Origin of the sequence: Rhizobium sp. BR 314 (assembly GCF_047445805.1) — a bacterium.
In the GTDB taxonomy this organism is placed as follows: Bacteria; Pseudomonadota; Alphaproteobacteria; order Rhizobiales; family Rhizobiaceae; genus Rhizobium; species Rhizobium lusitanum_B.
Genome location: NZ_JARWLA010000024.1, coordinates 1 through 25,274 on the forward strand (window position 1 = coordinate 1; position 25,274 = coordinate 25,274).

A 25,274-nucleotide genomic window follows, 5' to 3' on the forward strand; every position below is an offset into this window, starting at 1 on the left:
GGTAATCACGGCGTCACCAAGCAGGGAATTACGCCGTTCCCGCCTTCCGTCACGCAGCAGATGGTGGAGAATTTCGCCGCCGGCGGCGCTGCGATCAACCAGATCTGCGTCACCTATGATCTCGGTCTGAAGATCTTCGACCTTGCGCTGGATTTTCCGACGGCTGACATCACCGAGGAGCCGGCGCTCAGCGAGCGCGACTGCGCGGCGACCATGGCTTTCGGCATGGAAGCGATCGCCGGTGGCACGGATCTGCTCTGCATCGGCGAAATGGGCATCGGCAATACCACGATCGCCGCGGCGATCCACTATGCGCTCTACGGCGGCAAGGCGGAAGACTGGGTCGGGCCAGGAACTGGCTCCGAGGGCGAGATGCTGAAGCGCAAGATCGCTGCAGTCGAGAAGGCTGTTGCACTTCATCGCGCTCACCTTTCCGATCCGCTCGAAATCCTGCGCCGCCTCGGTGGGCGCGAAATTGCCGCCATGGCCGGCGCTATCCTGGCCGCACGCATGGAACGCATCCCCGTCATCATCGACGGCTATGTCGCAACGGCTGCCGCCTCCGTTCTTAAGGCTGCCAACCCGGCCGCGCTCGATCACTGCCTGATCGGCCATGTCTCGGGAGAGCCGGGTCATCTGAAGTCGATCGAGAAGCTCGGCAAGACGCCGCTTCTGGCGCTTGGCATGCGCCTTGGGGAGGGCACCGGTGCGGCGCTCGCCGCCGGCATCGTCAAGGCCGCCGCGGCATGCCACTCTGGCATGGCGACATTCGCCAGCGCGGGCGTCACCAACAAGCATTGACGGGATGTGGTGGCGAAGTGCCGAAATGGCATTTCGCCACCGATTTTGCTGTGGAACTATCGGTTCGCGTCATAAATCTGTAATGAATTCTGAAAGGCGTTCAGACGTGGCGTCTTGCTTCAATGGAAGCGAGGCAGTATTCGCAAGGCGTCTAAATTTGCAGTCGGGACATTACGGCGGAGCTGGCATGGCCGAGTTTTCGAAACCCACAGTCACCAAGGAAACCGGAATCCGGCACTTCTTCGCCGCCGCCAGCTATTCATGGGGCGGTTTTCAACGGCTGCTTCAGGAATCGGCTTTCCGTCAGGAACTGCTATTTGCGGGGATTTCACTGATCCTGCTGATCGTCGTCGGGGCGAGCCTAGGAGAAATCGTCATCGCCTTGGTGCTTTTTCTCGGCGTCTTCGCGATCGAGGCGATGAATACGGCCGTCGAAGAGGTCATCGACCGCATCTCACCCGAGATTTCCAACGTCGGCAAGCATGCCAAGGATCTCGGCTCATTCGCGGTACTTTGCATGCTGGTCGCTTCCGGCCTGTACATGCTTTACGTCATCGGCAATCATCTGTTTTTCCGCTAGAGCCGGATGATTTTAGGTCGAGTCCACCTAAAATCTGAATCCTCTCTAGAATCAAAGAAGTAGAGCATGATACCGTCCGAAAACCGCTTACACTTTTCGGCATCATGCTCTAAGCGCAGAACATCAGATCTCAGGCGAAGCTCTTCTTGCGACGTCCGGCAAGCGGCGCATCTTCCACGGCTGGCAGGCTTTGCAGCACGCGCTTGGCCGGCAGGATTGCGATGACTTCGGTGCCCTCGCGCAGCTTCGATTTCAGCACGAACTGACCATCATGCTTGGCGAGGATCGCCTGCACGATCGGCAGGCCGAGGCCGGTGCCTTGCTCGGCGCTCTTGATGGCGATCGAGCCCTGGCCGAAAGCAGAGAGCACCACGGGAATTTCCTCTTCGGGAATGCCGGGGCCGTTGTCCTTGATCGCCACATACTCGCCGCCACCCGCCGTCCAGCCGACCTTGACGGTGATTTCGCCGCCCTGTGGGGTGAATTTCACCGCATTCGACAGCAGATTGAGGATGACCTGGCGCATCGACTTTTCGTCCGCCCAGACGGAAGGAAGCTGCGGCTCGATCTGCGAGGAGATGGCGATGTTCTTGGCGCGGGCGCGCAGCTGCACCATGCCGATGCAATCTTCCGCGATATCGAGCAGCGAGATGGATTCCTCGTTCAGCTCGTATTTTCCAGCTTCGATGCGCGAGAGGTCGAGGATTTCGTTGATCAGGTTCAGCAGATGCTGCCCGGATCGATGGATGTCGGTGGTGTATTCCCGGTAGGTCGGGTTGTTGAGTGGCCCCATCACTTCGGCGGACATGACTTCGGAGAAGCCAAGAATGGCGTTCAGCGGCGTTCTCAGCTCATGCGACATGGAGGCGAGGAAGCGCGATTTGGCGAGATTTGCTTCCTCCGCACGGCGGCGCGCCTCGTCGGACATGGAATTTGCGACCTCCAATTCAGCGATCAGATCGTCCTTTTCCGATTGGAAGGAGAGAATCTTCAGGTTGGATTGGAACATTCTGTTGGTGATGAAGGTGAAGAAGATCACCGCGACGGAGATGGCTGCAGTCAGCGCTATGTCCGAGGGCTTTCGGGTCAGGATTGCGGTGACGACAAGCACGACCGTAGGCGGCGCATATGCGAAGGGCACGGCACGCGGCAGCATGAAGCTTGCCATGGCCGTGATGCAGATCGCCACCAGCAGGGTGGTGCCCTTGTAGAAGCTGAAACTGTCTCCGCCGCAGGTCGAGCAATTCTGCATTGCGAAAATCGCCCAGCAGAGGCCAGTCAGAAGCTGTCCGAGCAACAGGAGCTGCCGCCACTTCCTGGCGCTTTCGAGTGTCATCTCCTGCTTTTTGGCCCGTCTGCCGAGCAGCATGTTGATGGCATGCGCCACCAGGATCGGAACGGTCCACAGGAAAATGGCGGCATCGCGGGTGAGGTAAACCCCAAGTGCTGCGACGACGACGACAAAGATCGGCACTATCGCTGCGCTCTGCAGGAGCGTGTCGATGTGCATGTCCATGAGTTCGCGGTCGAAATTGCTGCTATGCCCCGTCTGCAGGCGCTCACGCGTCTGCCGCACGGCCTTCGACACAGCCCGGTTGCGGTGGCTGCGTGATCGGTCGACGATGTTTTTATCTGTCGATGTGCTAGCGCCGGTTCTCATGGTTTCATTGAAACTTGGTCTTAGTGAGATTAGAGACTACCGGCCAATTCTTAAGAAGATGCTGCGGAGAAATGTTTTGTTTGCCATCTTCGCCAAGGATTTGTTGTTAAAGGAGGCAAGAACGTGATGCGGTCAGGCCGCCTTTTTCGCGACGGCGTGGCCACATTTGCTTTGCTCGGCATTCTCTCTCTGCTCGCGTCGAAACTGAATAACCGGCCGGAACCCGTTCAAACTGGCGAATTTTACGTCATCGATGGAGATACGCTTTCCGCCAATGGCGAGCGTTTGCGGCTCAAGGGTATCGATGCGCCTGAATATCGGCAACCATGTCGGCGCGATGGCGCCGATTGGGCGTGCGGCGAAGAGGCACGCAAGGCTCTTGTCACAATCGTTAAAACTGGTCGGCCGGAATGCCGGGGAGGAGAGAGGGATCGCTACGGTCGCCTGCTGGTGACATGCGTGGTTGGCGATGTCGATATCAATGCCGCATTGGTCCGCACTGGCATGGCACTGTCCTATGGTGGTTATGCCGCTGAAGAGCGGATAGCACGTCAGGCGAAACTAGGCGTGTGGGCCGGCGATTTCGAGCGCCCGGCCGACTATCGTCGCGAGGAACGTGGCAAACAATCTGCAGCCGGTGGTCCGATGAAGGGTCTGATCGACTATATCTCACAGTCTATAGGATGGGGTTCGCATGGCGAATGAAGCAGAGCTGCAGACGCTGGGCCTGGAGATCGCCGCCTGCCGCTTCTGTCGAGATATGCCGGCGAAGGGTGAAGCGGACCGGCTGCCCCACGAGCCGCGACCGGTCGCCACGCTTTCGTCGACGGCACGCATCCTGATTGCCGGGCAGGCGCCGGGTCTGCGCGTCCACGAGAGTGGTCTCGCCTTCAACGATGCATCGGGCGATCGCTTGCGGCAGTGGTTGAATGTCGACCGCGAAAGTTTCTACGATCCCGATCATTTTGCCATTCTGCCGATGGGCTTCTGCTTTCCCGGCTACGATGCGGCCGGCAGCGATTTGCCGCCGCGCAAGGAATGCGCGCCACTATGGCGGCAAAGGGCCATGCATGCGATGCCGCAGATCGAGCTGATCCTGACCATCGGGCAATACGCCCAGGCATGGCATCTGGGTCTGGAACGGAAAGCCTCGATGACGGAAACGGTCGCGGATTGGCGGCGCTATCTTCTGACTAATCGGTCGCCGGCCATATTGCCGCTGCCGCACCCGAGTTGGCGCAATAGCGGCTGGCTGAAGCGTCATCCCTGGTTCGAGACGGAGCTGCTTCCGACATTGCAAGAACGTGTGAGAATCCTCATTTCTTGAAACAAGTTTCTTTTCTTGTCCCCAAAATAGGCTATAGAGAGAATATAATTCGAAGGGATGCTAAAAATGGACCGTCTTGACCGCAAAATCCTGCGCCTCCTGCAGGAGGACTCCACTCTGGCCGTGGCCGACCTTGCCAAGAAGGTCGGATTGTCGACGACGCCGTGCTGGCGCCGCATCCAGAAGATGGAAGAGGATGGCGTCATTCGCCGCCGCGTGGCCCTGCTCGATCCGGAAAAGGTCAACACCAAGGTCACGGTTTTCGTTTCCATCCGCACCAATAGCCACTCCATCGAATGGCTGAAGCGCTTCTCCGAGGTGATTGCAGATTTCCCGGAAGTGGTCGAGTTCTATCGCATGAGCGGCGACGTCGACTATCTGCTGCGCGTGGTCGTTCCGGACATCGCCGCTTACGACGCCTTCTACAAGCGGATGATCGCCAAGATCGAAATTCGCGACGTTTCCTCGGCCTTTGCGATGGAGCAGATCAAGTATTCGACGGAACTGCCGCTCGATTACATGCTGATCGAGAATGCCAAGTCCAACGAGGACTGAAATCGGCTGAGCGCCGCTTCGAGGAGGCGCTCAGCTTAGCCCCTGAACCGGGGCGGCTTTCTTATTTCTTGTCCAGGCGCGCGAGCAGCGAGGAGGTATCCCAGCGATTGCCCCCCATCGCCTGGACGTCGCCGTAGAACTGATCGACGAGAGCCGTGAGCGGCAGCTTGGCCTGATTACGGCGCGCTTCCTCCAGCACGATGCCCAGATCCTTGCGCATCCAGTCCACGGCGAAGCCGAAGTCATATTTGCCGGCATTCATGGTCTTGTGGCGGTTCTCCATCTGCCAGGAGCCGGCAGCACCCTTGGAAATGACCTCCACGACCTTTTCGATATCGAGCCCGGCCTGCTTGCCGAAGTGGATGCCTTCGGCCAGGCCCTGGACGATGCCGGCGATGCAGATCTGGTTGATCATCTTGGTCAGCTGGCCAGCGCCGACCGACCCCATCAGGCCAACCATACGGGCATAGGCGTCGATCACGGGGCGAGCCTTCTCGAAGACAGCCTCATCGCCACCGCACATGACTGTGAGAACGCCATTTTCCGCGCCAGCCTGTCCGCCGGAAACCGGAGCGTCGATGAAGTCGATCCTCCTATCCTTGGCTGCTGCATAGAGTTCGCGGGCAACTTCGGCGCTGGCGGTCGTGTTATCGATAAGGACCGTCCCAGCCTTCATCGTTGAGAGGACGCCATTTTCGCCCGTCGTTACCGAACGCAGATCGTCGTCATTGCCGACGCAGGTGAAGACGAAGTCGGCGCCTTCGGCAGCTTCAGCCGGGGTAGGGGCGAACTTGCCGTCATATTGCTTGGCCCATGCCTCAGCCTTGGCGGCGGTCCGGTTATAGACGGTAACGTCGTGTCCGCCCTTGATCTTTAGATGCCCGGCCATGGGATAGCCCATGACGCCCATGCCGATGAATGAGACCTTTGCCATTCTTGTAACTCCCTGACCGAATTTGACTCGAAGGCTTAGCTGAAAGCCCGATGAGGCGAAAGACTGATCGGCGGAGGAACTTGTCACCGTGGTATGGCATTTGGAATTCTGTTTCTGATTTTCCTAATTTGTGAAATGAAATTTCGCCATGCTTTAGAAACTTCATAAATTCCTTTGTCGATATAATCTATGGATTTGCGATCCTTAGATATCGACAACAAGCCGATGACCGCGAGGGCGGCAGGGCCTTATGAAAAGGGATCTCCGATGATTTCGCGCAGACACACACTCGGCCTCCTGGGCGCCACGGCAGCCACCCTCGCTTTACCCTCGATCCGTTCGGCGCGCGCAGCGGCCGCGACAACACTCCGCATCGGCTGGCAGAAGAATGGCGTCCTGGCGCTTGCCAAACGCAAGGGGGCGCTGGAAAAGCGGCTCTCCGATCGCGGTATCTCCGTCGAATGGTCGGAGTTCACCTCCGGGCCGCCGCTCCTCGAAGCGCTCGGGGCAGGTGCGCTCGACTTTGGCGCCACCGGAGATGTGCCGCCGCTTTTTGCGCAGGCCGCCAACGGCAACCTCCTTTATGTCGGCCTCTATAGCGGCAGTCCCGAAGGCTCGGCCATTCTGGTTCGCAAGGATTCGCCGATCCAGACGCTCGCCGACTTGAAGGGCAAGAAGGTCGCCTTCAAGCGCGGTTCCAGCGCCCATAACGTTACCGTCAAGGCGCTGCGCAAGGGAGGGCTTGGTATCAGCGACATTCAGGCACTCGACCTTGCGCCGCCGGACGCTTCCGCAGCCTTCAAGACCGGCGCGATCGATGCTTGGTCCATCTGGGATCCTTATCTCGCCATCGCCGAGGCTGATCCGGACACCCGCATCTTGACGACCGCACGTGGCATCGTCGACTCCTTCAGCTATTTCCTGGCAAACGCCGATTTCACCAAGGGCAACCCGCAGGTCATCGTCGACGTTATCGACGAGCTTGCAAAGGTCGGAGCGGCGGCTCAATCCAATCTCGACGAAAGCATCGCCGCGCTTGCCGAAATTACCGGCGTTCCCTCGACAATAACACGGGTGACGTTGACGCGCCCCGGCGCCAATCTCGGCAGCGTCTCGACCATCACTGACGCCGCCATCGCCTATCAGCAGGGGCTGGCCGACGAGTTCTACAATCTCGGTGTCATCCCGAGAAAACTTAGCATCACCGATATCGTCTGGCGACCAAAGGCGAGTTGATAAGGGCATGGGATGCCGCGGCGACCTGCGGCCGAACACTACGGGCGAGGGTCGTTTCGGCAAAAATATTCCGTCCGGCACACGACAATAGAAAATCTGCATTGTCGATATAATCCATAGTCTATGTCACTATCCGTAACGAGCATCGGGAAGTGGCTTCCGATCACGCGCATCCAGAAGACAGGAAAACGTCATGACCGCGACCGAAAAACCCATCGATTTCCTCTGGTTCATTCCGACATCCGGCGACGGCACCTATCTCGGCACCGCCGATCTCAATCGGGGGCCCGAGATCGGCTATCTCCAGCAGATCGCGCAGGCGGTCGATCGGCTCGGCTATTCCGGCGTACTGCTGCCAACGGGCGTTTCCTGCGAGGAATCCTTCGTCACGGCGGCTGCGCTTTCTGCCCATACGCAGAAGCTGAAGTTCCTGGTTGCGATCCGGCCGGGCACGGCGTCGCCGGCCTATTACGCGCGCCTCGCCTCGACGCTCGACCGCGTTTCGAACGGTCGCGTGCTCCTCAACATCGTTGTTGGCGGCAGTCCTGCGGAGCTGGCGGGCGACGGTATTCATCTCGAGCATGACGAGCGCTATGCCCATGCCGACGAATTCTTCCATGTCTGGGAGGAGTTGCTGGAGAAGGGGTCTTCGACCTTTGAAGGCAAATATATCAAGGCGACCAATGCGCGGCTCGGCCTGCCGCCGGTGCAGGCGCCGCGGCCGCCGCTCTATTTCGGCGGCTCTTCCGATGCCGGTATCGACTTCTCCGTCGGTCGGGTCGACAAGTATCTGACCTGGGGCGAGCCGCCGGCACAGGTGGCTGAAAAGATCGAAAAGGTGCGCGCCGCGGCGGCCAAGCGTGGCCGCGAAGTGAGCTTCGGCATCCGCCTCCACTTCATCGTTCGCGAGACGGATGAGGAAGCATGGGCCGCCGCCGAGAAGCTGATTTCCAAGCTCGACGACGAGACGATCCGCGAGGCGCAGGAGCAATTCGTCACGCAGTCGGATTCCGTCGGGCAGAAGCGTATGGCGGCGCTGCATGGCGGCCGTCGCGACAAGCTCGAAGTGTCGCCGAACCTCTGGGCTGGTGTCGGCCTGGTGCGCGCCGGCGCCGGGACGGCACTGGTGGGCTCGCCGAAGACGGTGGCTGCAAGGCTGCGGGAGTATCAGGAGCTTGGCATCGAAACGGTGATCGGCTCCGGCTATCCGCATCTGGAAGAAGCCTATCGTGTGGCGGAACTCCTATTCCCCGAGCTTGGCCTGAGCCGCGAGGAGCAGCGCGCCGGATTCCGCAACGAATTCGGCGCCAAACAGATCTTCGCCGGCGGCAGCCATGGCGGCAATCTGAAGGTGGTTTCCGGCTCGTAACGCCATCCGTCCAGGGAGATCCTCATGTCGGCATTCGATACGTCCTTCGTCCGTGTAGGCTCAGAGCGTCGCGCCCAGCCAGTCAAGGCCAGGAGACAAGCCATCTCTCTGCAGGGATTTCTGTCTTTTTTGCTGCCAATCGTCGTTGTCGCGGCGTGGCAGCTCGGCTCATCGGCTGGCTGGATCTCCACCCGCATCATGCCATCACCGGCAGCTGTCGTGGTCGCCTTCTGGCAGACCACGATCTCCGGCCAATTGCCGAACAATATCCTCGTCAGCGCCAGCCGCGCTTTTGCGGGGCTGCTGGTCGGCGGCGCAATCGGCTTTCTCCTCGGCATCGCCAACGGCGTATCGAAACTCTCCGAGCAGCTGACGGATACGACGCTGCAGATGCTGCGCACCATTCCACACCTCGCCATGGTGCCGCTCGTCATCCTCTGGTTCGGTATCGGCGAGGAGTCGAAGCTGTTCTTGACGGCGCTCGGCGTGCTCTTCCCGATCTATCTCAACACCTATCATGGCGTGCGCAATGTCGATAGCGGGCTGATCGAGATGGGACGGGTCTATGGCATGAGCAACTGGACGCTATTCCGGAAAGTGATCTTTCCCGGTGCCTTGCCGTCCATCCTTGTCGGGCTGCGCTTCGCGCTCGGGATCATGTGGCTGACGCTCATCGTGGCGGAATCGATCGCGGCGTCGTCAGGCATCGGTTACATGGCCAACAATGCACGCGAATTCGGCATGACCGACGTAGTCGTCCTGACGCTGGTCGTCTACGCCATCCTCGGCAAGCTCGCCGATGTCGTCGCACGGACGATCGAGCGTAGGGCTCTGCGATGGAATCCAGCCTATCAGAATTGAGGATCCTGTCATGAGTGTCACCATACTCGATCGCGCACCGACGGACGCCGAACATGCGGTTCCGAGAGCTGCGGGTGCTGCGGCCATCCATATCAGGGGCCTGGAGAAGAGTTTCGGAAACAATCGCGTCCTGCGCGGCATAGATCTCGATATTCCTGCCGGTCAGTTCGTTGCTGTCATCGGCAAGAGCGGCTGCGGCAAGAGTACATTGCTGCGCATTCTGATGGGGCTGGAAGAGCCGAGTGCCGGGCATCTGCGCTTCGAGGCGTCCGATCGCAGCAATACACAGCCCAATACTCGCATCGTCTTTCAGGAGCCGCGCCTGCTGCCATGGCTTTCCGTCGCCGACAATGTTGCAGTCGGTCTGGGGGAGGGTGTGCCGCAGGAGGTGTCCCGCAAGGAGACTGCATCCGTCCTTTCCGAAGTCCAGCTCGCCGAAAAGACTGGCGAATGGCCCTCCAACCTTTCCGGCGGGCAAAAGCAGCGCGTTGCGTTGGCGCGCGCACTCGTCAGCAAGCCAGGAATCCTCGCGCTTGATGAGCCGCTTGGCGCATTGGATGCGCTCACCCGCATCAGCATGCAGGAATTACTGAACCGCGTCTGGCGCGAGCTTGGTTTTACAGCGGTGCTTGTCACGCACGACGTTAGCGAAGCGGTGCATCTGGCGGATCGGGTCGTGGTGTTGGATGAGGGCAGGATCGTGCTCGATCTCGACATTCCTTATCCTCACCCCCGCCGTCACGGTAATCCCGCACTGGCGGAGCTCGAAGGGCAGCTTCTGGGCGCCATTCTTGGTGGCGCCAGGGGTTAATTCGGCCTGCCATCGTCTCCTTCGACATAGAGCCTGAGGTTGTCGAAGCCGATTTCCGTGCCCATCAGTCTTGAGCCGTTGTCGCTGTAGCCGTCGAGGAATACGACCTGTTCGACGAAGGTCATCTTCGTGCCGCCGGGTTCCGGGGCGAAGCTGACCGTTGCCAGCGATACGGAAATTCTGACCTCATCGAGCATCATGTCGAAGGCGTAGATGAAGCGCTCATTCTGGATGACGTCGATATAGCGCGCCTCATAGGCATGCACGACACCATCCGTTGCGGCGGTGCGGTTGCTTTCACTGCCGCCGGAGCGGAAGTCGAGCTGGAAATCCAGCTGCTTCCACTCACCATGGCAGGCAAACCATTGCTGCTTGTGTTCGGGGATTGCCCAGGCATTGAAGACGCGTGACAGCGGCGCCTTGAAGTGACGCTCGATGGTGATCGTCGTATGGTCTGTCGATCTTGCACTCATTCGTCCGTCTCCGTCGAAGCATCGGCCAGAAAGATGTCGAGCCGGTCGAAGGTTCTGTTCCAGGATGCCTTGCGTTCGGTAATCCATCGCTCGACGGCTGCAAGCGCCTCCTTGCGAAGATGAAAAGTCCGCACCCGGCCCGCTTTTTTCGAAAGAACCAGCCCGCTGGTTTCCAGCACCTGTAGATGTTTCATCACGGTCGGCAATGCCATGTCCAGGGGCTGAGCCAATTCAGTGACGGACGCAGGTCCGCGCCCAAGCCTGTCGATCATACCGCGCCGGCTTTGATCGGACAGGGCCTGGAACATGCGGTCGAGTGCTTGCGCGTCTTCAAGCATTCGGTTTTTCCGGCCGGAATTGCGCCGGCAGTTTCTCACTATAGGGATACATGTGGAAATAGGGCATGGCTTCCTCCAGGACGCGGGCAAAGGATGGGCGGTTGAGGAGGCGCTTGTAGTAGGCCTTCAGCCGCGTATGTTCCTCGCCGAATGGAAGAACGGTTTCAGCATAGAACAGGCCTGGTGCTGCGGCGCAATCAGCCATCGTCAAGTTGTCGCCGGTGATCCAGGTCTTGCCGTCCAGCTGCTTCTCGATCATTCCATAGGCGGTGCGCAGCAATGCCTGCGCCTCGGCAACGCCCTGCGGGCTTCGATCGCCATCTGCCCGGCGCACGTCGGCGACGATTCTCTGCATCGGGTCCTGAACGTATAGGTCGAAGAAGCGGTCCCAAAGCCGCACGCACAGCGCATCGGTGGGATCTGTCGGCAATAGTGGTGATGCGCCGGGGTAGTGCCTATCGAGATACTCGATGATGATGCTGGTTTCCGGGACGGTGCTGTCGAGTGCGTCATCGCGAAGCACCGGGAATTTGGCGAGCGGCCAGAGGCGCACCAGCGATGCGCGCGATCCCTCATTGCCGAGATCGATGATCTGGCTCTCGAACGGCGTGCCGTTTTCATAAAGCGCCATCAGCACCTTGTGGCAGAATGAGGCGAGGGGATGCTGGTAGAGTGTGAGCGACATTGGGCGGCCTTTCCAAAACCAAGAGCGAGTTAAAACTTATCTAATTGGCTAAGTATCAACTCGATGATTGTTGGGCAAGAAAATAGTTATCCATATGGATAACTATTTTCCACTTGAAGCCGGCGATGTCAATCGGCGAGGCGACGGGCGATGATCAGATGACCCGGTGTCGGCTGGCCGTCTTCCATCCGCACATTGATGTCGGTGATTTCGACAAGCTCGAATCCGGTCGCCGTCAGCCGTTCGCGAACATAAGCTTCGGCATGTGCAAAGCGCTGATGCGGGCCTACCATGTAGGAGCGTCCCGCCATCGTCGCTTCGGGCAAAGTCTCGGAGGAGAAGATGAAGAGGCCACCCGGCGTCATATTTTCCGCTGCGCCGAAAAACAGCGGTTCCAACGCGCCGAGATAAGGCAGAACGTCGGTGGCGGTTATGAGGTCGAAGGGCTCCTCGTCATTGTCGTCAAGGAAATCCTCGACCTCAGCCACGAAAAGCGTCTCATAGACGTCTTTCTCATGGGCGACTTCGACCATGTTTTCAGAGATATCGATGCCGGTGATGTCATCGACGATATCCCGCAGGGTGCTGCCGGTCAGGCCCGTGCCGCAGCCGAGATCGAGCATGCGCTTGAACGGACCGAGACCGAGCGTCTGCAGGCGCTGGCGAACAAGAACCGGAACGTGGTAGCCGAGCTGCTCGACGAGCACGTCTTCGAAGACTTCGGCATGCTGGTCGAACAGCGTCTCGACATAAGCGTCGGGCGCCTTTACCGGCGTTTCACCGCGGCCCATCGAAGCGATGCGCACAGCGGCGCCGCCGTGGTCTTCCGGATCGAGCGCGAGAACCTCTTCATAGGCCTTGACCGCGGCGTCGATATCGCCCGCCTTTTCCAGCGCCAATGCCCGATTATAGGCTTCCGCCAGCGCGTCTTCGTCGATCTTCTTCTTTGCCATGGTTCAGCAGCCCTTCTGTTTGTTCTGCAGGCATTAAAATGCCTGATCAGCTTTTGCAATGCTTGCGACGGAGGCGCAGAATATCGCGACCGACGACGGAAAGTTTTGGGGCGCTATCCGAACAAAAAAACAAGGGAGGAACAACAATGGATACCGAACTGACTGCACCGAATTCGACAGGCGGCCCGACCGAGCGCAGCCGTCCCTCGCTGCCGTCAACATCGGCGGAAGTCACGAATACGCTGACCCATTATTATCGCGGCGAGCTTGCGCGGATGACGAGCTGGCGCGATCGCATCGACCGGACGTCGAACTGGGCGATCACGGTGGTTGCGGCCCTGCTGTCCGTATCCCTGTCGACACCTTCGTCGCATCACGGGGTGCTGCTGTTCGGGATGATGCTGATCACGTTGCTGCTGATGATCGAGGCGCGGCGATATCGCTTTTTCGATGTCTACCGTTCGCGGGTGCGCCAGCTTGAGCGGCATTATTTTGCGCAGATCCTGGCACCACAGGCCGATCCTAATTTCGATTGGGCGTTGCCGATTGCGACCAGCCTGCGTGCCCCGCGGCTGTTGCTCAGTTACGCTGAGGCTGCGCAGCGACGGTTGCGGCGCAATTACTGCTGGATGTACGCGATCCTGCTTCTTGCCTGGATCCTGAAAATCTCGACGCCAAGACTGCAAACGGATGCTTCCGTGCAGGAGGCGGCACACTCATGGAGCTATGTCACCGACAATGCGGCTCTTGGGCCGATCTCCGGCTGGTTCGTTATAGTGCTCGTCGCAGCTTTCTATGCCGCCGTTCTCTACGGCACGCTCCATCGTGGGCCGGATGATGGGGACTTCATCCATGGCGAAGCGCATGTCTGACAGCGGCGTTGTCGCCGCGCGGCAGCGTTGCGCGCTCGGATATCGTCTCAATGCAGGATGAATTCGCCTTTCAGAGCCCGCCACTCGGTCGCCGAGATCAGTTTGCGGTGAACGTAGCGGACCGAATGCAGCGGCCCGTCAAGCGTCTCCTGCCAGAACTTCAGGAAACCGCGCATTTCCGGGAAGTTCGGCGCAAGGTCATAGTCCTGCCAGATGTAGGTTTGGAGAAATTGCGGATGGTCGGGCAGACGGTACAGGATTTGCGCCGTCGTCAAGCCATAGCCTCGCAACTGCTTCTGCATGTCGTCGTGCATGAGCTTTCTCTTTCCATTCTTGTTCGTGACTCATGGTCACTAAGATATGGAAACAGCTCAAGGTAAACTCAAGCTTTACAAAAGTGTCACATACAGAATTTCGCACAAAAAATCAATGCGTTAGCAGCGATTATGCGCGAGTGCTGCCAGTAAAGGCGGCTTGCGCCGCCTTTACCTGCTCAACGCTTGAGGTGGCGTGTCAGCCGGCCTTCCATCCATGCCCAGCCGTTTCTCATGAACTCGACGATCACCAGGTAGAAAATCGCCGCCCAGAGATAGATCTGATAATCATATGTGCGGGAGAAGGCATATCGGGTCTCACCCATCAGGTCATAGACGGTGATGATGGAGACGGTTGCCGAGCTCTTGATCAAGAGGATGATCTCGTTGCCGTATGGGCGCAGGGCGACGATGAGCGCCTGGGGGATGATAATCTTGCGGAAGGCGATCCAGGTGTGGATGCCGAGCGCATTGGCAGCTTCCCTCTGCCCCTTCGGCACGCTCTGGATGGCGGCACGAACGATCTCCGTCTGATAGGCGGCGGTGTTGAGCGTCATGGCGAAGGCGCCGCAATAGAACGGATCCTTGAAGAACCACCACATGCCGATGTCTTCGAAGAACCAGCGGAAGCTCGGGAAACCGTAATACACCATGAATATCTGCGCCAGAAGCGGTGTGCCGCGGAACAGATAGACATAGCAATAGGTTAGCGTGCTCAAGACCTTGTTGTTCGACATGCGGGCGAAGGCCAGCGGTATCGACAGGATGGCGCCAAGAATGAAGGATATGGCGACGAGCTTGATGGTGATCCCCAGGCCGTTGACCAGCCGCGGCCCAAAGGTTTCGAGCTTGTCGACGTCCCACCCGAAAACGATCATCGCAATCAATGCGATGCCGAGAATGGCCCAGAGGGTCAGGAAGAAATAACCGGCGACCCGGGCCTTGGAGAGTTTTTTCGCAGTTTGCGGCGGCGCCGGTTGCGCCGCTATCAGAACCTCGGCATGGCTCATCGATGAACCTCCGCTTGTTTGGCCCATCGATCGAGATAGAAGAGGCCGATCGAGGAAATGACGGCCAGCGTCAGATAGAACAGGCAGGCGATCGAATAGAAGGTGAAGGGTGCCTTGGTGGCGCGTACCGCGATGCCGGTCTGGCGGATAATATCCGCAAGGCCGATGATCGACACGTAGGATGTATCCTTCAGTAGGTTCATCCAGAGGTTCCCGAGGTTCGGCAGCGAGATGCGCACGAGCTGTGGAACGATGATCAGCCGCATGGTGCGGGCCCGATGGAAGCCGAGGGCATCGCCCGCTTCGTACTGACCCTTCGGTATGGCCTTGAAGGCAGATAGCAGCACTTCGGAGCAATAGGCGGAAAAGACGATTGCCAGTGCCACCATGCCGGCAGCAAAGGCATTGATCTCGATAGGCCCGTCATAGCCGAATTTGGCGAGCACGGATTGTAGCAGGATCTGCAGGCCATAATAGATGATGAAGAGCGTCAGAAGCTCTGGCAGGCCGCGGAAGATTGTTGTGAAGACGCCCGCGGCAAGTCTCAATGACTTTTCTTCCGATTGCTGGGCGAGTGCGACAAAGAAGCCGATGACGATCCCCAACGGCAGCGTCGCGAGAGAGACCGCAATGGTAATCTTCAGGCCGCCGGCCAGTTCGTCGCCCCAGCCGGCGTCGCCGCAGGCGAGCATCGTGTGCGGGCTGAACATGCTGTAGATGGTGAACAGACCAGCCGGACCACACAATGGGTCGAATATCGTACTCAACCAGGTCCACAACGAACCTACGGCGGAAAACAATCCGCTCATGCTTTATTTCCCCTGGCGGCTTTTGCCGCGTTTCTGCTTGTATTGTTCTCGTTGTCAAACAAAAACGGCGGAAGAGCAAGCTTCCGCCGTCGTCTTTTCCCAAGGAATCGACAGGCGATCAGCCGCCGTAAACGTCGAAATCGAAGTACTTGTCCTGAATCTTCTTGTAGGTGCCGTTGGCGCGGATCGCAGCGATCGCGGCATTCAGCTTTTCCTTGAGAGCGGTGTCGCCCTTGCGGATGGCAATGCCGGCGCCGACGCCGTTGATGACCGGGTCGGTCTTCAGTGTGCCGAGCATCTTGCAGCAAGAGCCGGCATCCGACTTGACCCACTGCGACAGCACAACGACGTCGTCGATGGCGGCGTCGATGCGGCCGTTACCGAGGTCGAGCTTGTATTCGTCGGCCGACGGATAGAGCTTCAGCTCGGCGTCCTTCAGGTGAACCGTCGCATAGTTGGCGTGGGTCGTGGAGGACTGAGCGCCGATGGATTTGCCCTTCAAGGCTTCGTCGGTTGCTTCCTTGACGGTGGAATCCTTTGGCACGGCGATCGCCGGCGGCGTGTTGTAGACCTTATCGGTGAAGTCGACGATCTTTTGGCGCTCAGGCGTGATCGACATGGACGAGATGACAGCGTCGAACTTCTTGGCCTGCAGGGCCGGGATGATGCCGTCGAAGTCCTGGTTTATGAAACTGCACTTGACCTTCATCTGATCGCAAAGCGCATTGGCTATATCAATGTCGAAACCGACGAACTTGCCGCCTGCTTCCAGCGATTCGAAAGGCGGGTAGGTCGCATCGGTGCCGAAGACGATCGTGTCGCCGTCAGCCAGCGCGGCGCCGGCAAGAAGCGACATCGCAGCGAAGGAGGCAGCGGCAAAGAGACGAGTGGAGATGCGCATATTGATCCTCTCTGGTGGTGGCCGTCAGCCCATTATTATGTCTTGGCGGGCGGCTCGAGTGGAGCGGGTCGGTGACCCGCCTTGGCGCGATATTCGTACTTTTTTTTCGGAAATTGCAACTGGAATTACGAAGGATCTCATCGTCACGCGATCCGACGAGGAAGGGAAGGCGCTGCCGGTAAATCTGAACGGAAGCCGTCCAATACGTTCAGCCAGGGTTAATGGCTGCAACCTAATAGTTTGGGAACATATAGCGGCTTGCCGCGATTCAGCCTTACGAGAACCGGAAAATGGCCTGCTTCGTAAGGCATCGCCTTGCCGGCTGAGATTCGCAATTCGGCAGACAAAGATTATAAGAGGAGACCCCATATGGGTAAGCGATCCAGACTATTTGCCAGCGCCGCATTTCCGCTGCTTTCTTTTTCGCTCGTATTCGAGCCGGCGGCAGCTGCGGCGCTGCGCGAGCAGCCCATCGCGCCGCTGAACAATGGCATCGTCGGAACGGCGGGTGCCACTGCAAGTTTCGAAGTGGCTCAGCAGGAGGCGCCGGCCGCCCAGCCTGAAGAAGAGCAACTCAAGCACAAGAAGCCGGCCGAAGGCGAGCCGCAGGGCCAGAAGCACGAGGGTCAAAAGCCTGAGGGCGGCGCCGAGCCACAGCACCAGATGAAGCAGGCCGAACCCGAAGCGCAGCCGCAACCGAAGCCGCAGAAGCAGGCACAGCCGGAAGCGCAGCCGCCGAAGGCCGAGCACCAGCAGCCCGCTGAGCAGGAGCAGCCGAAGCCGCAGAAGCAGCAGCCGGCGGCAGAAGCTCCGCCGGAGCCGAAGAAGCAGCGCCAGCAGCCGGCCGAGGAGCCGCAGGCCCAGCCTGAAGCCCAACCTCAAGCAAAGCCGCAACCCAAGGCGGTCGCTCCCGAAGCCGAACCGGAAGCGCCCCAGCTCAAGCATAAAGGCAAGCAGCCGGAGGCAAAGCAGCCTGCCGAGGCTCCGCAGCCGAAAGTAGAGCAGCAGCCTGCTGTGGAAGCGCAGCCGGAGGCAAAACCTCAGCCCAAGGCAAAGCCTGAATCGAAGGCGCAGCAACCCGCTCCCGTGCAGAAGGAAGCTCCCGCCACTGCCGAGCCGCAAACTCAGCAGGAGCCGGCAAAGCAGGCGCAACCCGACCAGAGCGCTCACCCGAAGAAGCAGGCTCAGCCCGAGGCGCCAGCACAGCAGCCGGCGGATCAGCCGCAGACACCGGCCGCCCAGCCGCCCAAGGGCGAGAAGACGCCGCCTGCGAAGCAGGAGCAGCCCGCGAAGCAGGAGCAGCCCGCGGCACAGCCCGGAACGCAGGTAGCGCCCGGCACCGAGCAAGGGCAGAAGCCCGCCGACAAGACGCATGGCAAGCAGCCGCAGGGGCAGCAGCAGGGCGAACAGCCAGCCGCCAATCCGCAGCAGCCGGCCGCTAATCCACAGCAGCCGGCCACAAAGGGCGAGCCGCAGGGGCAGCCGGTACAGCCGGGGAATCAGACGACGACGCAACCCGGCAAGCAGCAGCCTGCCAACGGGGCCGAGGCGCCTGCCCAAGGCAACGCAACGCCTCCTGCCGCCAATGGCGGCCAGCAGGCTGGCGAAATCCAGGTGCCGCCGGCCGAACAGGTTTCGCCGCAGGAGCTGGAGCGCCGCAAGAAGATCGCGGAAAACCCGGGTTCTGCAAAAGGTCCGGTCATTCTGCCGGTCGAGAATGGCAGCGCCGTGCTCGACAGCCAGAAGGATTCCGTCCGTCGCGGCGAGCATCTGAATGGTGGCCAGAACCCCGGCACTCCCGGCGCTCAGGCTGGCCAAGGTCAAGCCGGTCAGGGGCAGAATGGGCAGGCCCAGAACAACCCCGCTCAGCAGCCGCCGCCGGCCTACACCAAGCCGCCGACCTCCGACGCCGATGCGCAGCGCGTACCGGCCGGTGGACAGCCGCAACCGCCCGTCAAGATCGAGGCTGTGACCAGTGAGCAGGGTCGCCGCATCGATCGCCGTCCGGATTTTGTCCCGCCGCAGGGCACAACGGTCCAGACGATCATCAATCAGGACAATCGCACCATCGTGAATGTCGACAACAACTATGTTGTTCGCCATGACGACACCGACCGCTTCGTCCGCGGCGGCGAGCGGCCGACCTATGAGCAGTTGCCGCGGGATCGCTATCGCGAAACCATCGATCAGCCGAATGGCGACCGGATCATCACCATCCGCAATCGCTACGGCGACATCATCCAGCGCTCGCGTGTCGATGCCCGCGGCCGTGAATATGTCCTGTTCTATTCGCCAGAGCTTGAAGATCGGCCGGATCGTGACGACTACTTCCGCGATCCGGGTGACGATCTGCCGCCGATGCGCCTGCTCATTCCGTTGAGCCAGTACATCATCGACACGGCATCCAACCGCAATGCGAACTACTACGACTTCCTGCGGGAACCGCCGGTCGAGCCGGTCGAGCGTATCTATTCGGTCAACGAAGTGCGCTATTCGGCTCGTATTCGCGACAAGATCCGCCGTATCGACCTTGATACGATCACTTTCGCGACCGGCAGCGCCGATATTCCGATGACGCAGGCAAGTACGCTGCGTGGGGTTGCGGACGGCATTTCCAAGGTCATCCAGCGTGACCCGACCGAGACCTTCCTCATCGAAGGCCACACGGATGCGGTCGGGTCGGCCCAGAGCAACTTGATTCTGTCGGACCGCCGTGCGGAATCCGTCGCCAATGTTCTCACGGATGTCTACGGAATTCCGGCCGAGAACCTGGTGACACAGGGCTATGGCGAGCAGTATCTCAAGGTGAATACGCTCGGCCCGTCGCAGGAAAACCGCCGCGTCACTATCCGGCGTATCACGCCGCTGGTTCGTCCGGTCGCAAAGCGGTAAGCGTTCGCTGACACAGGAATGGAGGCCGCCGGGAAACCGACGGCCTTTTATTTTTCCAGCTCACCGAGACCGATGGTCGCCGCGATGAAATCGGCAATCGCAACGGTGTCATCGAGGTCGAAGACGGTAAGCGAGCCGGCGTCCTCGACGGGATGGTCGGCCGCTATGGCTGCGATGTAGCGATCCTGAGGAGCGAGTGGCTCTCTCTTTGCTGCGTCCAGGCGACGGGCCTCGATCTTCGGGATCGGCTCGTGTTTATAGCCTTCGATCAGGACAAGGTCGCAAGGGGCGAGGCGTGCCAGTATTTCTTCGAAATCCGGCTCGGGTGCGCCACGCAATTCATGCATGATGGCATAGCGCGTGCCCGAAACGATGGTGACCTCGTGTGCTCCGGCTTCGCGATGGCGAAAACTGTCGGCGCCTACCTTGTCTATATCGAAATCATGATGTGCATGCTTGATCGTCGAAATCCGGTAACCTCGCCGTGTGAATTCGGTGACAAGGCGCACGGCAAGGCCGGTTTTTCCGGAGTTCTTCCAGCCCGCGATACCGAAGATTTTCGGTCGAGATAGCGTCATAACATTTCTTCCAATGCTGCCAGCCATTTTTCCGCCTCGACGAGATCGTCCGGCGTATTAACGTTGAAGAAGGGATCGAGGGGGCCGATCGAGGTCTGAATGGTCGGAAACTCCACCCGCCGCACCGTGTGGCGTGCTAGAAAATCCCTTACACGCCTTCTCGGATCGCTGACGATCCATGTTTCTAGGTCGTCGATGACGGAAATCGGCCAGAGGCCGAAGACGGGATGATCCTGATCGAGCGATACGGGAATTGCGGCTTCATTGCTGCCCTGGATCGCTTCGGCCAGCCGCACGACAAGATCGACGGGAAAGAAGGGGCTGTCTATAGGCACCGTGGCGACATGCGAGACATCCGGATAATGCCTTGCAGTATCCTGAAGCGCGGCGAGCACACCGGCAAGCGGGCCGAGTTTGCCCGGATGCGTGTCCGGAACCAGCCTCAGCCCCATAGCGTCGGGCCAATCGGCATCGGCATTCAGTGACAACGGCTTCCTCTGCGTTTGTCCAATGCGCGCCATGATGCGGGTAAGGAGGGGCAGGTTGCCGAGCATCGCGAAGGCCTTGTTCATACCCATGCGGCTTGAGCGTCCGCCTGCGAGAAGAACCACGGGAATATCGGCGGCATCTGCAATATAGCGCGGCATGGTATCGACCTCAGGCAGGAATACGCGCTTCTGCCTGCTGCGCCATGCGCTCGGCAGCCCGCCGTTTGTTTTCCCGGTAGAATGTATAGATGCCTGACGTGATGACAATCGCGGCGCCGATCATCGACCAGCCGTCAGGCATTTCTCCGAAGGCGATCATGCCGAGCAGGGTGGACCAGATGAGGCTCAGGTAGCGGAACGGTGCAACGAAGGAGATTTCACCAGTGCGCATGGCCAGGATGACGGATTGATAGCCGATCAATACCAGAACGGAAGCCAGCAGGATCTCCAAGAGCGACGTCGTGCTCACCGGCTGCCAACCGCCAAAAGGGACGATGCAGAACGCTCCGAAAATTGTGATCGAAACGGCTGTGCACATCGTAACCATCAGAGACGGTATGTCGTTGCTGATGCAGCGCGTTGCCAGATCGCGCGCAGCGGTCGCGAACATGCAGGCCGTGACCAGCAGAGCGGCCAGGGTGAACCCATCCGGTCCCGGCCGGATGATGATCAGCACGCCGGCGAAGCCAACGAGAATGGCCGTCCAGCGCCGCCACCCCACAGGCTCTTTCAGGAATATCATCGCTCCGAGCGTTACGGCGAGGGGAACGGCCTGCTGGATTGCCGATGCATTGGCGATCGGCATCATCCCCAAAGCGGTGATGTAGGTCGCAGCAGCTATCGCCTCACAGGCGATGCGTAGCGCGACCATAGGTTGCAAAATGACCTTCCAGGATCGCAAGGCTCCCATTCTGCGGGCAAGCAGGTAAACGAAGAGCGTGGTGAAGATGCCACGGATGAGAATGATCTGGCCGGCATTCATGCTGGCGATGACTGTCTTGGACAGTGCGTCGCTACAGGAGAAGCCCGCCATGGCAGCGGCCATGAAAAGCGCGCCTCGCATGTTCTTGGTCAATTGCATTGGTATGAATGAGTCCCCGTATACACCACTCCGGATTAGCGCCGTTTTTCCCAAATTGGAATCGTCAGCCATCTTGCCGCGCGCCAATTCTATTGTGCGACGCAGCAGAGTTGTTGCGAGCCGACCAATCTTTCTTCTTTTGGTTGCAAAATACTGTGTAGGTTGTAAAAACTTGCCGGCCCAACCGGTTTTGGCGGCGCGATTAATCCTTATTCAATCTTATTTCTTGAGGCTCTCTGCGGTTTTGCATGAGGCAGAAGCATCTACGGCAGCGCAGCGGGAATGACGGTCCGGCCAACTCCGAAGACTTAATAGATCCATTTTGGGGCGCCGCATGTTTTTCATTGATCGTCTTTTGCAAAGCCGTCGGATTGTGACCAAGGTTCTAATCTTCGTGGTCCCCCTGGTGGTTCTCATCGCTGGCGTCGGTCTCGTCGGCTATCACACCGCCAATATTCTCAACGGTCACATGACCGTGACGCGTGCAACCATAGAAAACATTAGTGATTTTGAAAATCTTCAGGCCGCTCTTCTGGAGTTCACGGCAGCCCCGTCAGGCGAAACGCGTCAGGCGCTGAGCGACAAGATCGATGCTCAGGAGCAAGGCGTTCACCGGCTGAGCGGGCTGCTGAGCGACGATCAGCGCGCCAAGATCGTGCCGGTCAACGAGCTCGCCGCCAAGATGCGCGCGCAACAGGCGACCCTCTGGTCCATCCGCCAGAAACAGGATGCCGATGTCGAAGCTATCCGCAAGGCCGTGCAGGCCATCGAGGTCGCAAGCAAGGCCGCAGGCAAGCAGATCGACATCATCCGCAAGGACTTCAACGACAAGGAAACCTTCGCCAAGGAGCTGCTCTACGACGCAGCCGCCTATAAGGGCCTTTCGGAGAAGATGAGCAATCTGCGTATTCAAGTGCAGATGGCGGCGGATTCCACCGAAGAGATCTCCGATGCCCGCACCTACGCCGATGCCATACTGAAGCAGGTAGCGGTGTCGAAGGCACTGGTATCCAAGCGCGGCGCCCCGCTCGTCACCAATGCCGCCGACGCTGCCGACAAGCTCGACGCCGTGCTGAAGGGCTCCGCCACGCCCGACCAGAAAGTCGAGGCTATGGGACCGATCCTGCAGAGCTTTGTGAAGATCGAGGCCGACATGACGTTGCAATCGGCCAAGAATAGCGATACCGCCGCGGATCGTTTCGTCAGCCTGGACAAGATCATCGACGGCCAGAAGGAGCTTCTCGATCGTGTCGACGGAGCGCTCGGCATCGTCGATCGCCTGACGCTGCATGCATCGCGCATGGAGAACGTCCGCGACGCTGCGTCGCGCGAGCCTGTCGTGGCTGATCTCAAGGATTTGCAGGCCGCGGCTGTGAAAATTTCAGCGCTCGGCCAGACCAATGCGACGATGCGAGATTTTGCCGCGCATGTCCAACCGCTGATCGACAGCCTCACCAATAGCTCTGCCGATCTGCTGCAGACTTCGGCAGACTGGAAGACGACGCGGGTTCAGTCCAATACTCTGCTGGCCGGTGCCATGACGTCGTTGCGCGGCTTCGTGGCCCAGGCACAGGAACTCGGCAAGGAAGACAGCGAGCGCTCGGCCAATGTTTCCGTGATCGCCATGATCCTCGGCACGCTGCTTGCGATCGTCGGCGGCTTGATGCTTGTGGAAACCTTACGTGCACCGCTGAAGCGCGTTACCGAGATCATGACACGCCTTGCAAGCGGCGATCTGGAGGTTGCGATCGACGGACGCAATCGTGGCGACGAAATCGGAGATATGGTCCGCTCGGTCAGTGTCTTCCGTGACGCTGCGCTTGAGAACGTGCGGCTGGAGCGGGAGGCAGAGAGCGCTCGGGCGCTTTCGGCTGAGGAGGCTGCTCGCCGGGCTTCTGAACGTGCCCGCATCGAAGCCGAACAGAAGCAGGCTCTCAATGCGCTTGCCGATGTCCTTGCCAAGCTTGCCGACGGCAATCTGGAAGAAAGCATGCGCGAGGACTTGTCGGCGGATTTCGTCGAGATGGCCTTCACTTACAATCACGCCATCGAAGCCCTCCGCGAGACGCTGACGGACGTTCGCTACACTGCCGAAGAGATCAAGGGCGGCACCGGTAATCTCGCTATGTCGGCGGACGATCTGGCGCGGCGCACCGAGCAGCAGGCGGCAGCGCTTGAGGAAAGCTCGCGGGCACTGCATCGCCTCAGCGACGTGGTGCGCTCGACGGCCGACCGTGCACGCCAGACGGCGACCTCCGTCAACGAGACGCAGGCTTACGCCACCCAGTCCGGCGAAGTTGTCGCCCGTGCCGTGGGCGCGATGAGCGAGATCAATCGTTCGTCGGAAAAGATCGCGACGATCATCGGCGTCATCGATGAGATTGCGTTCCAGACCAACCTTCTCGCATTGAACGCAGGTGTTGAGGCTGCCCGCGCGGGCGAAGCGGGCCGAGGCTTTGCCGTGGTCGCGCAGGAAGTGCGCGAACTTGCGCAGCGCTGCGCCAATGCGGCGAAGGAGATCAAGGGCCTGATTTCGGCCAGCTCCTCGCAAGTCCAGAATGGCGTTCATCTGGTTGAGCAGACTGGCGCCGCACTGGCCGAGATCATCAGCCACGTCACCGGCGTCCAGAGGCTCGTCGCCGATATTTCGTCTGCGACCACCGAGCAGTCGACCGGCATCGAGGAAGTGACCCGCGCTGTTTCCGAAGTCGAGCTGATCACCCAGCGGAACGCGGCGATGGTCGAAGAAAACAACGCCGAGATTCATGGCCTGCGCCAGCGTGTCGATATGCTCTCCGAGAAGATCGATCGCTTCCGGACGGGCGAGGGCGACGTGGGTTCTGAAAGCCATGGCATCGCCGAGGCCCGTTATCGCGCTGCCTAACAAGCGCCTCGCGGAAAAAGACAAATTTTAACGGAAAAGCGCCGGAGCATTGGTCCGGCGCTTTTGTTTGGCTCGTTTAGCGCGCTCGGTGACGCTCGATCGGAGTTACTTGTCCAGTCGGAGCGTTTCCCCGTCGGCGGGGATCAGCAGGCGTGACGGATCGACGCCGGTGGCATCCGCAGTCTGGCGAAGGTCTTGCCGCGTGATCGTGGCGTGGTCGAGCGCTTCCATATGGGTTGCGACGACGATTGCCTCAGGCGCGAGGCGGGTGACTTCGACAGTCTGTTCCGCATCCATGACGATGAGGTCACCGTCCCATTTGGCGCCACAGGAATGGGTGACGATGATGTCGGGGGAGACCTGTCGGATCGTCTCGATAACGGGCCGATAGAGGACGGTATCGCCTGCCCAATAGACCGTGGGTTCGCCTGGTGCTGCCAGTGTAAGGCCGATGACCCTGCCCATTTTCTCGATGACCGGTCCGAGGCCGTGGCTGCCTTGCCGCGGTGTGATCGTAATTCCATTCCAGACGGTCGTATCAGCCAAGGGCGTGACATCGATGAAACCGGCATCCCGAATGCTTCCTTCGTCGCCGGGTTGGCACAAAATCGGCAGGGATTTCGTCACACGCTCCTTTGCGACCGCATCGAAATGATCGGTGTGCAGGTGCGACACGATCACCAGTTCGACGCCTCCAAGTATTTCGTCGGTCGAACGCGGCAGTTCCGTCATCGGGTTGGGAGACCGGCCGGTGAAGGATGGAAGGCTATGGCGCGGCGCGAAATAAGGGTCAATCAGTAGGACATGACCGGCATAGGTAATCTTCAGCGTCGCATTGCGAATGAGCTCAAGCTGCATATCG

26 protein-coding genes are annotated in these 25,274 nt (G+C 59.6%); 12 read left to right on the forward strand and 14 right to left on the reverse strand.

Annotated elements, in window-relative coordinates; translation table 11 throughout:
- Positions 1-801: nicotinate-nucleotide--dimethylbenzimidazole phosphoribosyltransferase (locus QD461_RS24540; RefSeq protein ID WP_414090068.1), on the forward strand; the 801-nt coding region annotated here is incomplete at its 5' end.
- A 187-nt stretch (positions 802-988) separates the two neighbouring features.
- Positions 989-1,381, forward strand: a complete 393-nt coding sequence (locus tag QD461_RS24545) for a diacylglycerol kinase (protein WP_414090070.1) — start codon at positions 989-991, stop codon at positions 1,379-1,381.
- A gap of 130 nt (positions 1,382-1,511) precedes the next feature.
- On the opposite strand, the gene QD461_RS24550 is transcribed toward QD461_RS24545, so the two are convergent.
- Positions 1,512-3,041, reverse strand: a complete 1,530-nt coding sequence (locus QD461_RS24550; protein ID WP_184703963.1) for a sensor histidine kinase — start codon at positions 3,039-3,041, stop codon at positions 1,512-1,514.
- Between the two features lie 126 nt (positions 3,042-3,167).
- Between QD461_RS24550 and QD461_RS24555 the strand changes: the two genes are divergently transcribed.
- The 3 genes from QD461_RS24555 (at position 3,168) to QD461_RS24565 (ending at position 4,923) form a co-directional block, all read left to right on the forward strand.
- Positions 3,168-3,746, forward strand: a complete 579-nt coding sequence (locus QD461_RS24555) for a thermonuclease family protein (RefSeq protein WP_210325530.1) — start codon at positions 3,168-3,170, stop codon at positions 3,744-3,746.
- Entirely contained in the window at positions 3,736-4,368 is a 633-nt protein-coding gene (locus QD461_RS24560; RefSeq protein WP_414090071.1) for a uracil-DNA glycosylase family protein, read from the forward strand. The genes QD461_RS24555 and QD461_RS24560 overlap by 11 nt, the downstream gene beginning before the upstream one ends.
- Positions 4,369-4,434: 66 nt before the next feature.
- Positions 4,435-4,923, forward strand: a complete 489-nt coding sequence (locus QD461_RS24565; protein ID WP_068388031.1) for an Lrp/AsnC family transcriptional regulator — start codon at positions 4,435-4,437, stop codon at positions 4,921-4,923.
- Positions 4,924-4,984: 61 nt separating this feature from the next.
- Here QD461_RS24565 and QD461_RS24570 read toward each other — a convergent pair whose 3' ends face one another.
- Entirely contained in the window at positions 4,985-5,857 is an 873-nt protein-coding gene (locus QD461_RS24570; RefSeq protein ID WP_414090072.1) for an NAD(P)-dependent oxidoreductase, read from the reverse strand.
- 267 nt (positions 5,858-6,124) lie between these two features.
- On the opposite strand from QD461_RS24570, the gene QD461_RS24575 reads away from it, so the two are divergent.
- The 4 genes from QD461_RS24575 to QD461_RS24590 all read left to right on the forward strand — a co-directional run bounded on the left by QD461_RS24575 (position 6,125) and on the right by QD461_RS24590 (position 10,134).
- Positions 6,125-7,093, forward strand: a complete 969-nt coding sequence (locus QD461_RS24575; RefSeq protein WP_414090073.1) for an aliphatic sulfonate ABC transporter substrate-binding protein — start codon at positions 6,125-6,127, stop codon at positions 7,091-7,093.
- A gap of 193 nt (positions 7,094-7,286) precedes the next feature.
- Entirely contained in the window at positions 7,287-8,462 is a 1,176-nt protein-coding gene (gene ssuD / locus QD461_RS24580) for an FMNH2-dependent alkanesulfonate monooxygenase (protein WP_184703968.1), read from the forward strand.
- Between the two features lie 24 nt (positions 8,463-8,486).
- Positions 8,487-9,323, forward strand: coding sequence for an aliphatic sulfonate ABC transporter permease SsuC (ssuC, locus tag QD461_RS24585; protein WP_414090074.1), 837 nt, complete (start codon positions 8,487-8,489; stop codon positions 9,321-9,323).
- 10 nt (positions 9,324-9,333) lie between these two features.
- Positions 9,334-10,134, forward strand: coding sequence for an ABC transporter ATP-binding protein (locus QD461_RS24590; RefSeq protein WP_414090075.1), 801 nt, complete (start codon positions 9,334-9,336; stop codon positions 10,132-10,134).
- Here QD461_RS24590 and QD461_RS24595 read toward each other — a convergent pair.
- The 4 genes from QD461_RS24595 to QD461_RS24610 form a co-directional block, all read right to left on the reverse strand.
- Entirely contained in the window at positions 10,131-10,607 is a 477-nt protein-coding gene (locus tag QD461_RS24595; protein WP_414090076.1) for an SRPBCC family protein, read from the reverse strand. The two genes, QD461_RS24590 and QD461_RS24595, sit on opposite strands and share 4 nt — an antisense overlap.
- Entirely contained in the window at positions 10,604-10,945 is a 342-nt protein-coding gene (locus QD461_RS24600; RefSeq protein WP_414090077.1) for an ArsR/SmtB family transcription factor, read from the reverse strand. Before QD461_RS24600 ends, QD461_RS24595 begins: the two co-directional genes overlap by 4 nt.
- Positions 10,938-11,630, reverse strand: a complete 693-nt coding sequence (locus QD461_RS24605) for a glutathione S-transferase family protein (protein WP_414090078.1) — start codon at positions 11,628-11,630, stop codon at positions 10,938-10,940. Before QD461_RS24605 ends, QD461_RS24600 begins: the two co-directional genes overlap by 8 nt.
- Before the next feature lie 128 nt (positions 11,631-11,758).
- Positions 11,759-12,583, reverse strand: a complete 825-nt coding sequence (locus QD461_RS24610) for a methyltransferase domain-containing protein (protein WP_414090079.1) — start codon at positions 12,581-12,583, stop codon at positions 11,759-11,761.
- 146 nt (positions 12,584-12,729) lie between these two features.
- On the opposite strand from QD461_RS24610, the gene QD461_RS24615 reads away from it, so the two are divergent.
- A complete protein-coding gene (locus QD461_RS24615) occupies positions 12,730-13,455 on the forward strand; it encodes a DUF2270 domain-containing protein (RefSeq protein WP_184703975.1) in 726 nt (241 codons plus the stop codon).
- 47 nt (positions 13,456-13,502) lie between these two features.
- Here QD461_RS24615 and QD461_RS24620 read toward each other — a convergent pair whose 3' ends face one another.
- The 4 genes from QD461_RS24620 to QD461_RS24635 all read right to left on the reverse strand — a co-directional run bounded on the left by QD461_RS24620 (position 13,503) and on the right by QD461_RS24635 (position 16,489).
- Positions 13,503-13,769 carry an usg protein gene (locus tag QD461_RS24620; RefSeq protein WP_184703976.1) on the reverse strand — a complete coding sequence of 89 codons (267 nt, stop codon included), beginning with the start codon at positions 13,767-13,769 and terminating at the stop codon, positions 13,503-13,505.
- Positions 13,770-13,948: 179 nt separating this feature from the next.
- On the reverse strand, positions 13,949-14,779 hold the full coding sequence (locus tag QD461_RS24625) for an ABC transporter permease (RefSeq protein WP_184703977.1): 831 nt from the start codon (positions 14,777-14,779) through the stop codon (positions 13,949-13,951).
- Positions 14,776-15,588 carry an ABC transporter permease gene (locus QD461_RS24630; protein WP_414090080.1) on the reverse strand — a complete coding sequence of 271 codons (813 nt, stop codon included), beginning with the start codon at positions 15,586-15,588 and terminating at the stop codon, positions 14,776-14,778. Before QD461_RS24630 ends, QD461_RS24625 begins: the two co-directional genes overlap by 4 nt.
- 118 nt (positions 15,589-15,706) lie before the next feature.
- On the reverse strand, positions 15,707-16,489 hold the full coding sequence (locus QD461_RS24635) for a lysine/arginine/ornithine ABC transporter substrate-binding protein (protein ID WP_184703979.1): 783 nt from the start codon (positions 16,487-16,489) through the stop codon (positions 15,707-15,709).
- A gap of 369 nt (positions 16,490-16,858) precedes the next feature.
- On the opposite strand from QD461_RS24635, the gene QD461_RS24640 reads away from it, so the two are divergent.
- The gene (locus QD461_RS24640; protein WP_414090081.1) at positions 16,859-19,381 is read left to right on the forward strand and encodes an OmpA family protein; all 2,523 of its coding nucleotides are present in this window, start codon (positions 16,859-16,861) and stop codon (positions 19,379-19,381) included.
- A gap of 47 nt (positions 19,382-19,428) precedes the next feature.
- On the opposite strand, the gene mobB is transcribed toward QD461_RS24640, so the two are convergent.
- Genes mobB through QD461_RS24655 form a run of 3 tightly spaced genes read right to left on the reverse strand, consistent with a single transcriptional unit; the run spans position 19,429 to position 21,528 of the window.
- On the reverse strand, positions 19,429-19,959 hold the full coding sequence (gene mobB, locus QD461_RS24645; RefSeq protein ID WP_184703981.1) for a molybdopterin-guanine dinucleotide biosynthesis protein B: 531 nt from the start codon (positions 19,957-19,959) through the stop codon (positions 19,429-19,431).
- Complete coding sequence (gene mobA, locus QD461_RS24650) at positions 19,956-20,606, reverse strand: molybdenum cofactor guanylyltransferase MobA (RefSeq protein ID WP_414090082.1); 651 nt, start codon at positions 20,604-20,606, stop codon at positions 19,956-19,958. Before mobA ends, mobB begins: the two co-directional genes overlap by 4 nt.
- A gap of 10 nt (positions 20,607-20,616) precedes the next feature.
- Entirely contained in the window at positions 20,617-21,528 is a 912-nt protein-coding gene (locus QD461_RS24655; RefSeq protein ID WP_414090083.1) for a DMT family transporter, read from the reverse strand.
- Between the two features lie 334 nt (positions 21,529-21,862).
- Between QD461_RS24655 and QD461_RS24660 the strand changes: the two genes are divergently transcribed.
- Complete coding sequence (locus tag QD461_RS24660; RefSeq protein WP_414090084.1) at positions 21,863-24,412, forward strand: methyl-accepting chemotaxis protein; 2,550 nt, start codon at positions 21,863-21,865, stop codon at positions 24,410-24,412.
- A 105-nt stretch (positions 24,413-24,517) separates the two neighbouring features.
- Here the strand turns inward: QD461_RS24660 and QD461_RS24665 are convergent, their stop codons facing one another.
- Positions 24,518-25,270: an MBL fold metallo-hydrolase gene (locus QD461_RS24665; protein ID WP_184703985.1), complete on the reverse strand. Its 753-nt coding sequence runs from the start codon at positions 25,268-25,270 to the stop codon at positions 24,518-24,520.
- Between the last annotated feature and the right edge of the window lie 4 nt (positions 25,271-25,274).

Excerpts from the sequence above, each read along its gene's own strand:
- QD461_RS24545 (WP_414090070.1), top strand. The coding sequence starts at position 989 with ATGGCCGAGTTTTCGAAACCCACAGTCACCAAGGAAACCGGAATCCGG.
- QD461_RS24550 (WP_184703963.1), bottom strand. The coding sequence starts at position 3,041 with ATGAGAACCGGCGCTAGCACATCGACAGATAAAAACATCGTCGACCGA.
- QD461_RS24555 (WP_210325530.1), top strand. The coding sequence starts at position 3,168 with ATGCGGTCAGGCCGCCTTTTTCGCGACGGCGTGGCCACATTTGCTTTG.
- QD461_RS24560 (WP_414090071.1), top strand. The coding sequence starts at position 3,736 with ATGGCGAATGAAGCAGAGCTGCAGACGCTGGGCCTGGAGATCGCCGCC.
- QD461_RS24565 (WP_068388031.1), top strand. The coding sequence starts at position 4,435 with ATGGACCGTCTTGACCGCAAAATCCTGCGCCTCCTGCAGGAGGACTCC.
- QD461_RS24570 (WP_414090072.1), bottom strand. The coding sequence starts at position 5,857 with ATGGCAAAGGTCTCATTCATCGGCATGGGCGTCATGGGCTATCCCATG.
- QD461_RS24575 (WP_414090073.1), top strand. The coding sequence starts at position 6,125 with ATGATTTCGCGCAGACACACACTCGGCCTCCTGGGCGCCACGGCAGCC.
- ssuD (WP_184703968.1), top strand. The coding sequence starts at position 7,287 with ATGACCGCGACCGAAAAACCCATCGATTTCCTCTGGTTCATTCCGACA.
- ssuC (WP_414090074.1), top strand. The coding sequence starts at position 8,487 with ATGTCGGCATTCGATACGTCCTTCGTCCGTGTAGGCTCAGAGCGTCGC.
- QD461_RS24590 (WP_414090075.1), top strand. The coding sequence starts at position 9,334 with ATGAGTGTCACCATACTCGATCGCGCACCGACGGACGCCGAACATGCG.
- QD461_RS24595 (WP_414090076.1), bottom strand. The coding sequence starts at position 10,607 with ATGAGTGCAAGATCGACAGACCATACGACGATCACCATCGAGCGTCAC.
- QD461_RS24600 (WP_414090077.1), bottom strand. The coding sequence starts at position 10,945 with ATGCTTGAAGACGCGCAAGCACTCGACCGCATGTTCCAGGCCCTGTCC.
- QD461_RS24605 (WP_414090078.1), bottom strand. The coding sequence starts at position 11,630 with ATGTCGCTCACACTCTACCAGCATCCCCTCGCCTCATTCTGCCACAAG.
- QD461_RS24610 (WP_414090079.1), bottom strand. The coding sequence starts at position 12,583 with ATGGCAAAGAAGAAGATCGACGAAGACGCGCTGGCGGAAGCCTATAAT.
- QD461_RS24615 (WP_184703975.1), top strand. The coding sequence starts at position 12,730 with ATGGATACCGAACTGACTGCACCGAATTCGACAGGCGGCCCGACCGAG.
- QD461_RS24620 (WP_184703976.1), bottom strand. The coding sequence starts at position 13,769 with ATGCACGACGACATGCAGAAGCAGTTGCGAGGCTATGGCTTGACGACG.
- QD461_RS24625 (WP_184703977.1), bottom strand. The coding sequence starts at position 14,779 with ATGAGCCATGCCGAGGTTCTGATAGCGGCGCAACCGGCGCCGCCGCAA.
- QD461_RS24630 (WP_414090080.1), bottom strand. The coding sequence starts at position 15,588 with ATGAGCGGATTGTTTTCCGCCGTAGGTTCGTTGTGGACCTGGTTGAGT.
- QD461_RS24635 (WP_184703979.1), bottom strand. The coding sequence starts at position 16,489 with ATGCGCATCTCCACTCGTCTCTTTGCCGCTGCCTCCTTCGCTGCGATG.
- QD461_RS24640 (WP_414090081.1), top strand. The coding sequence starts at position 16,859 with ATGGGTAAGCGATCCAGACTATTTGCCAGCGCCGCATTTCCGCTGCTT.
- mobB (WP_184703981.1), bottom strand. The coding sequence starts at position 19,959 with ATGACGCTATCTCGACCGAAAATCTTCGGTATCGCGGGCTGGAAGAAC.
- mobA (WP_414090082.1), bottom strand. The coding sequence starts at position 20,606 with ATGCCGCGCTATATTGCAGATGCCGCCGATATTCCCGTGGTTCTTCTC.
- QD461_RS24655 (WP_414090083.1), bottom strand. The coding sequence starts at position 21,528 with ATGCAATTGACCAAGAACATGCGAGGCGCGCTTTTCATGGCCGCTGCC.
- QD461_RS24660 (WP_414090084.1), top strand. The coding sequence starts at position 21,863 with ATGTTTTTCATTGATCGTCTTTTGCAAAGCCGTCGGATTGTGACCAAG.
- QD461_RS24665 (WP_184703985.1), bottom strand. The coding sequence starts at position 25,270 with ATGCAGCTTGAGCTCATTCGCAATGCGACGCTGAAGATTACCTATGCC.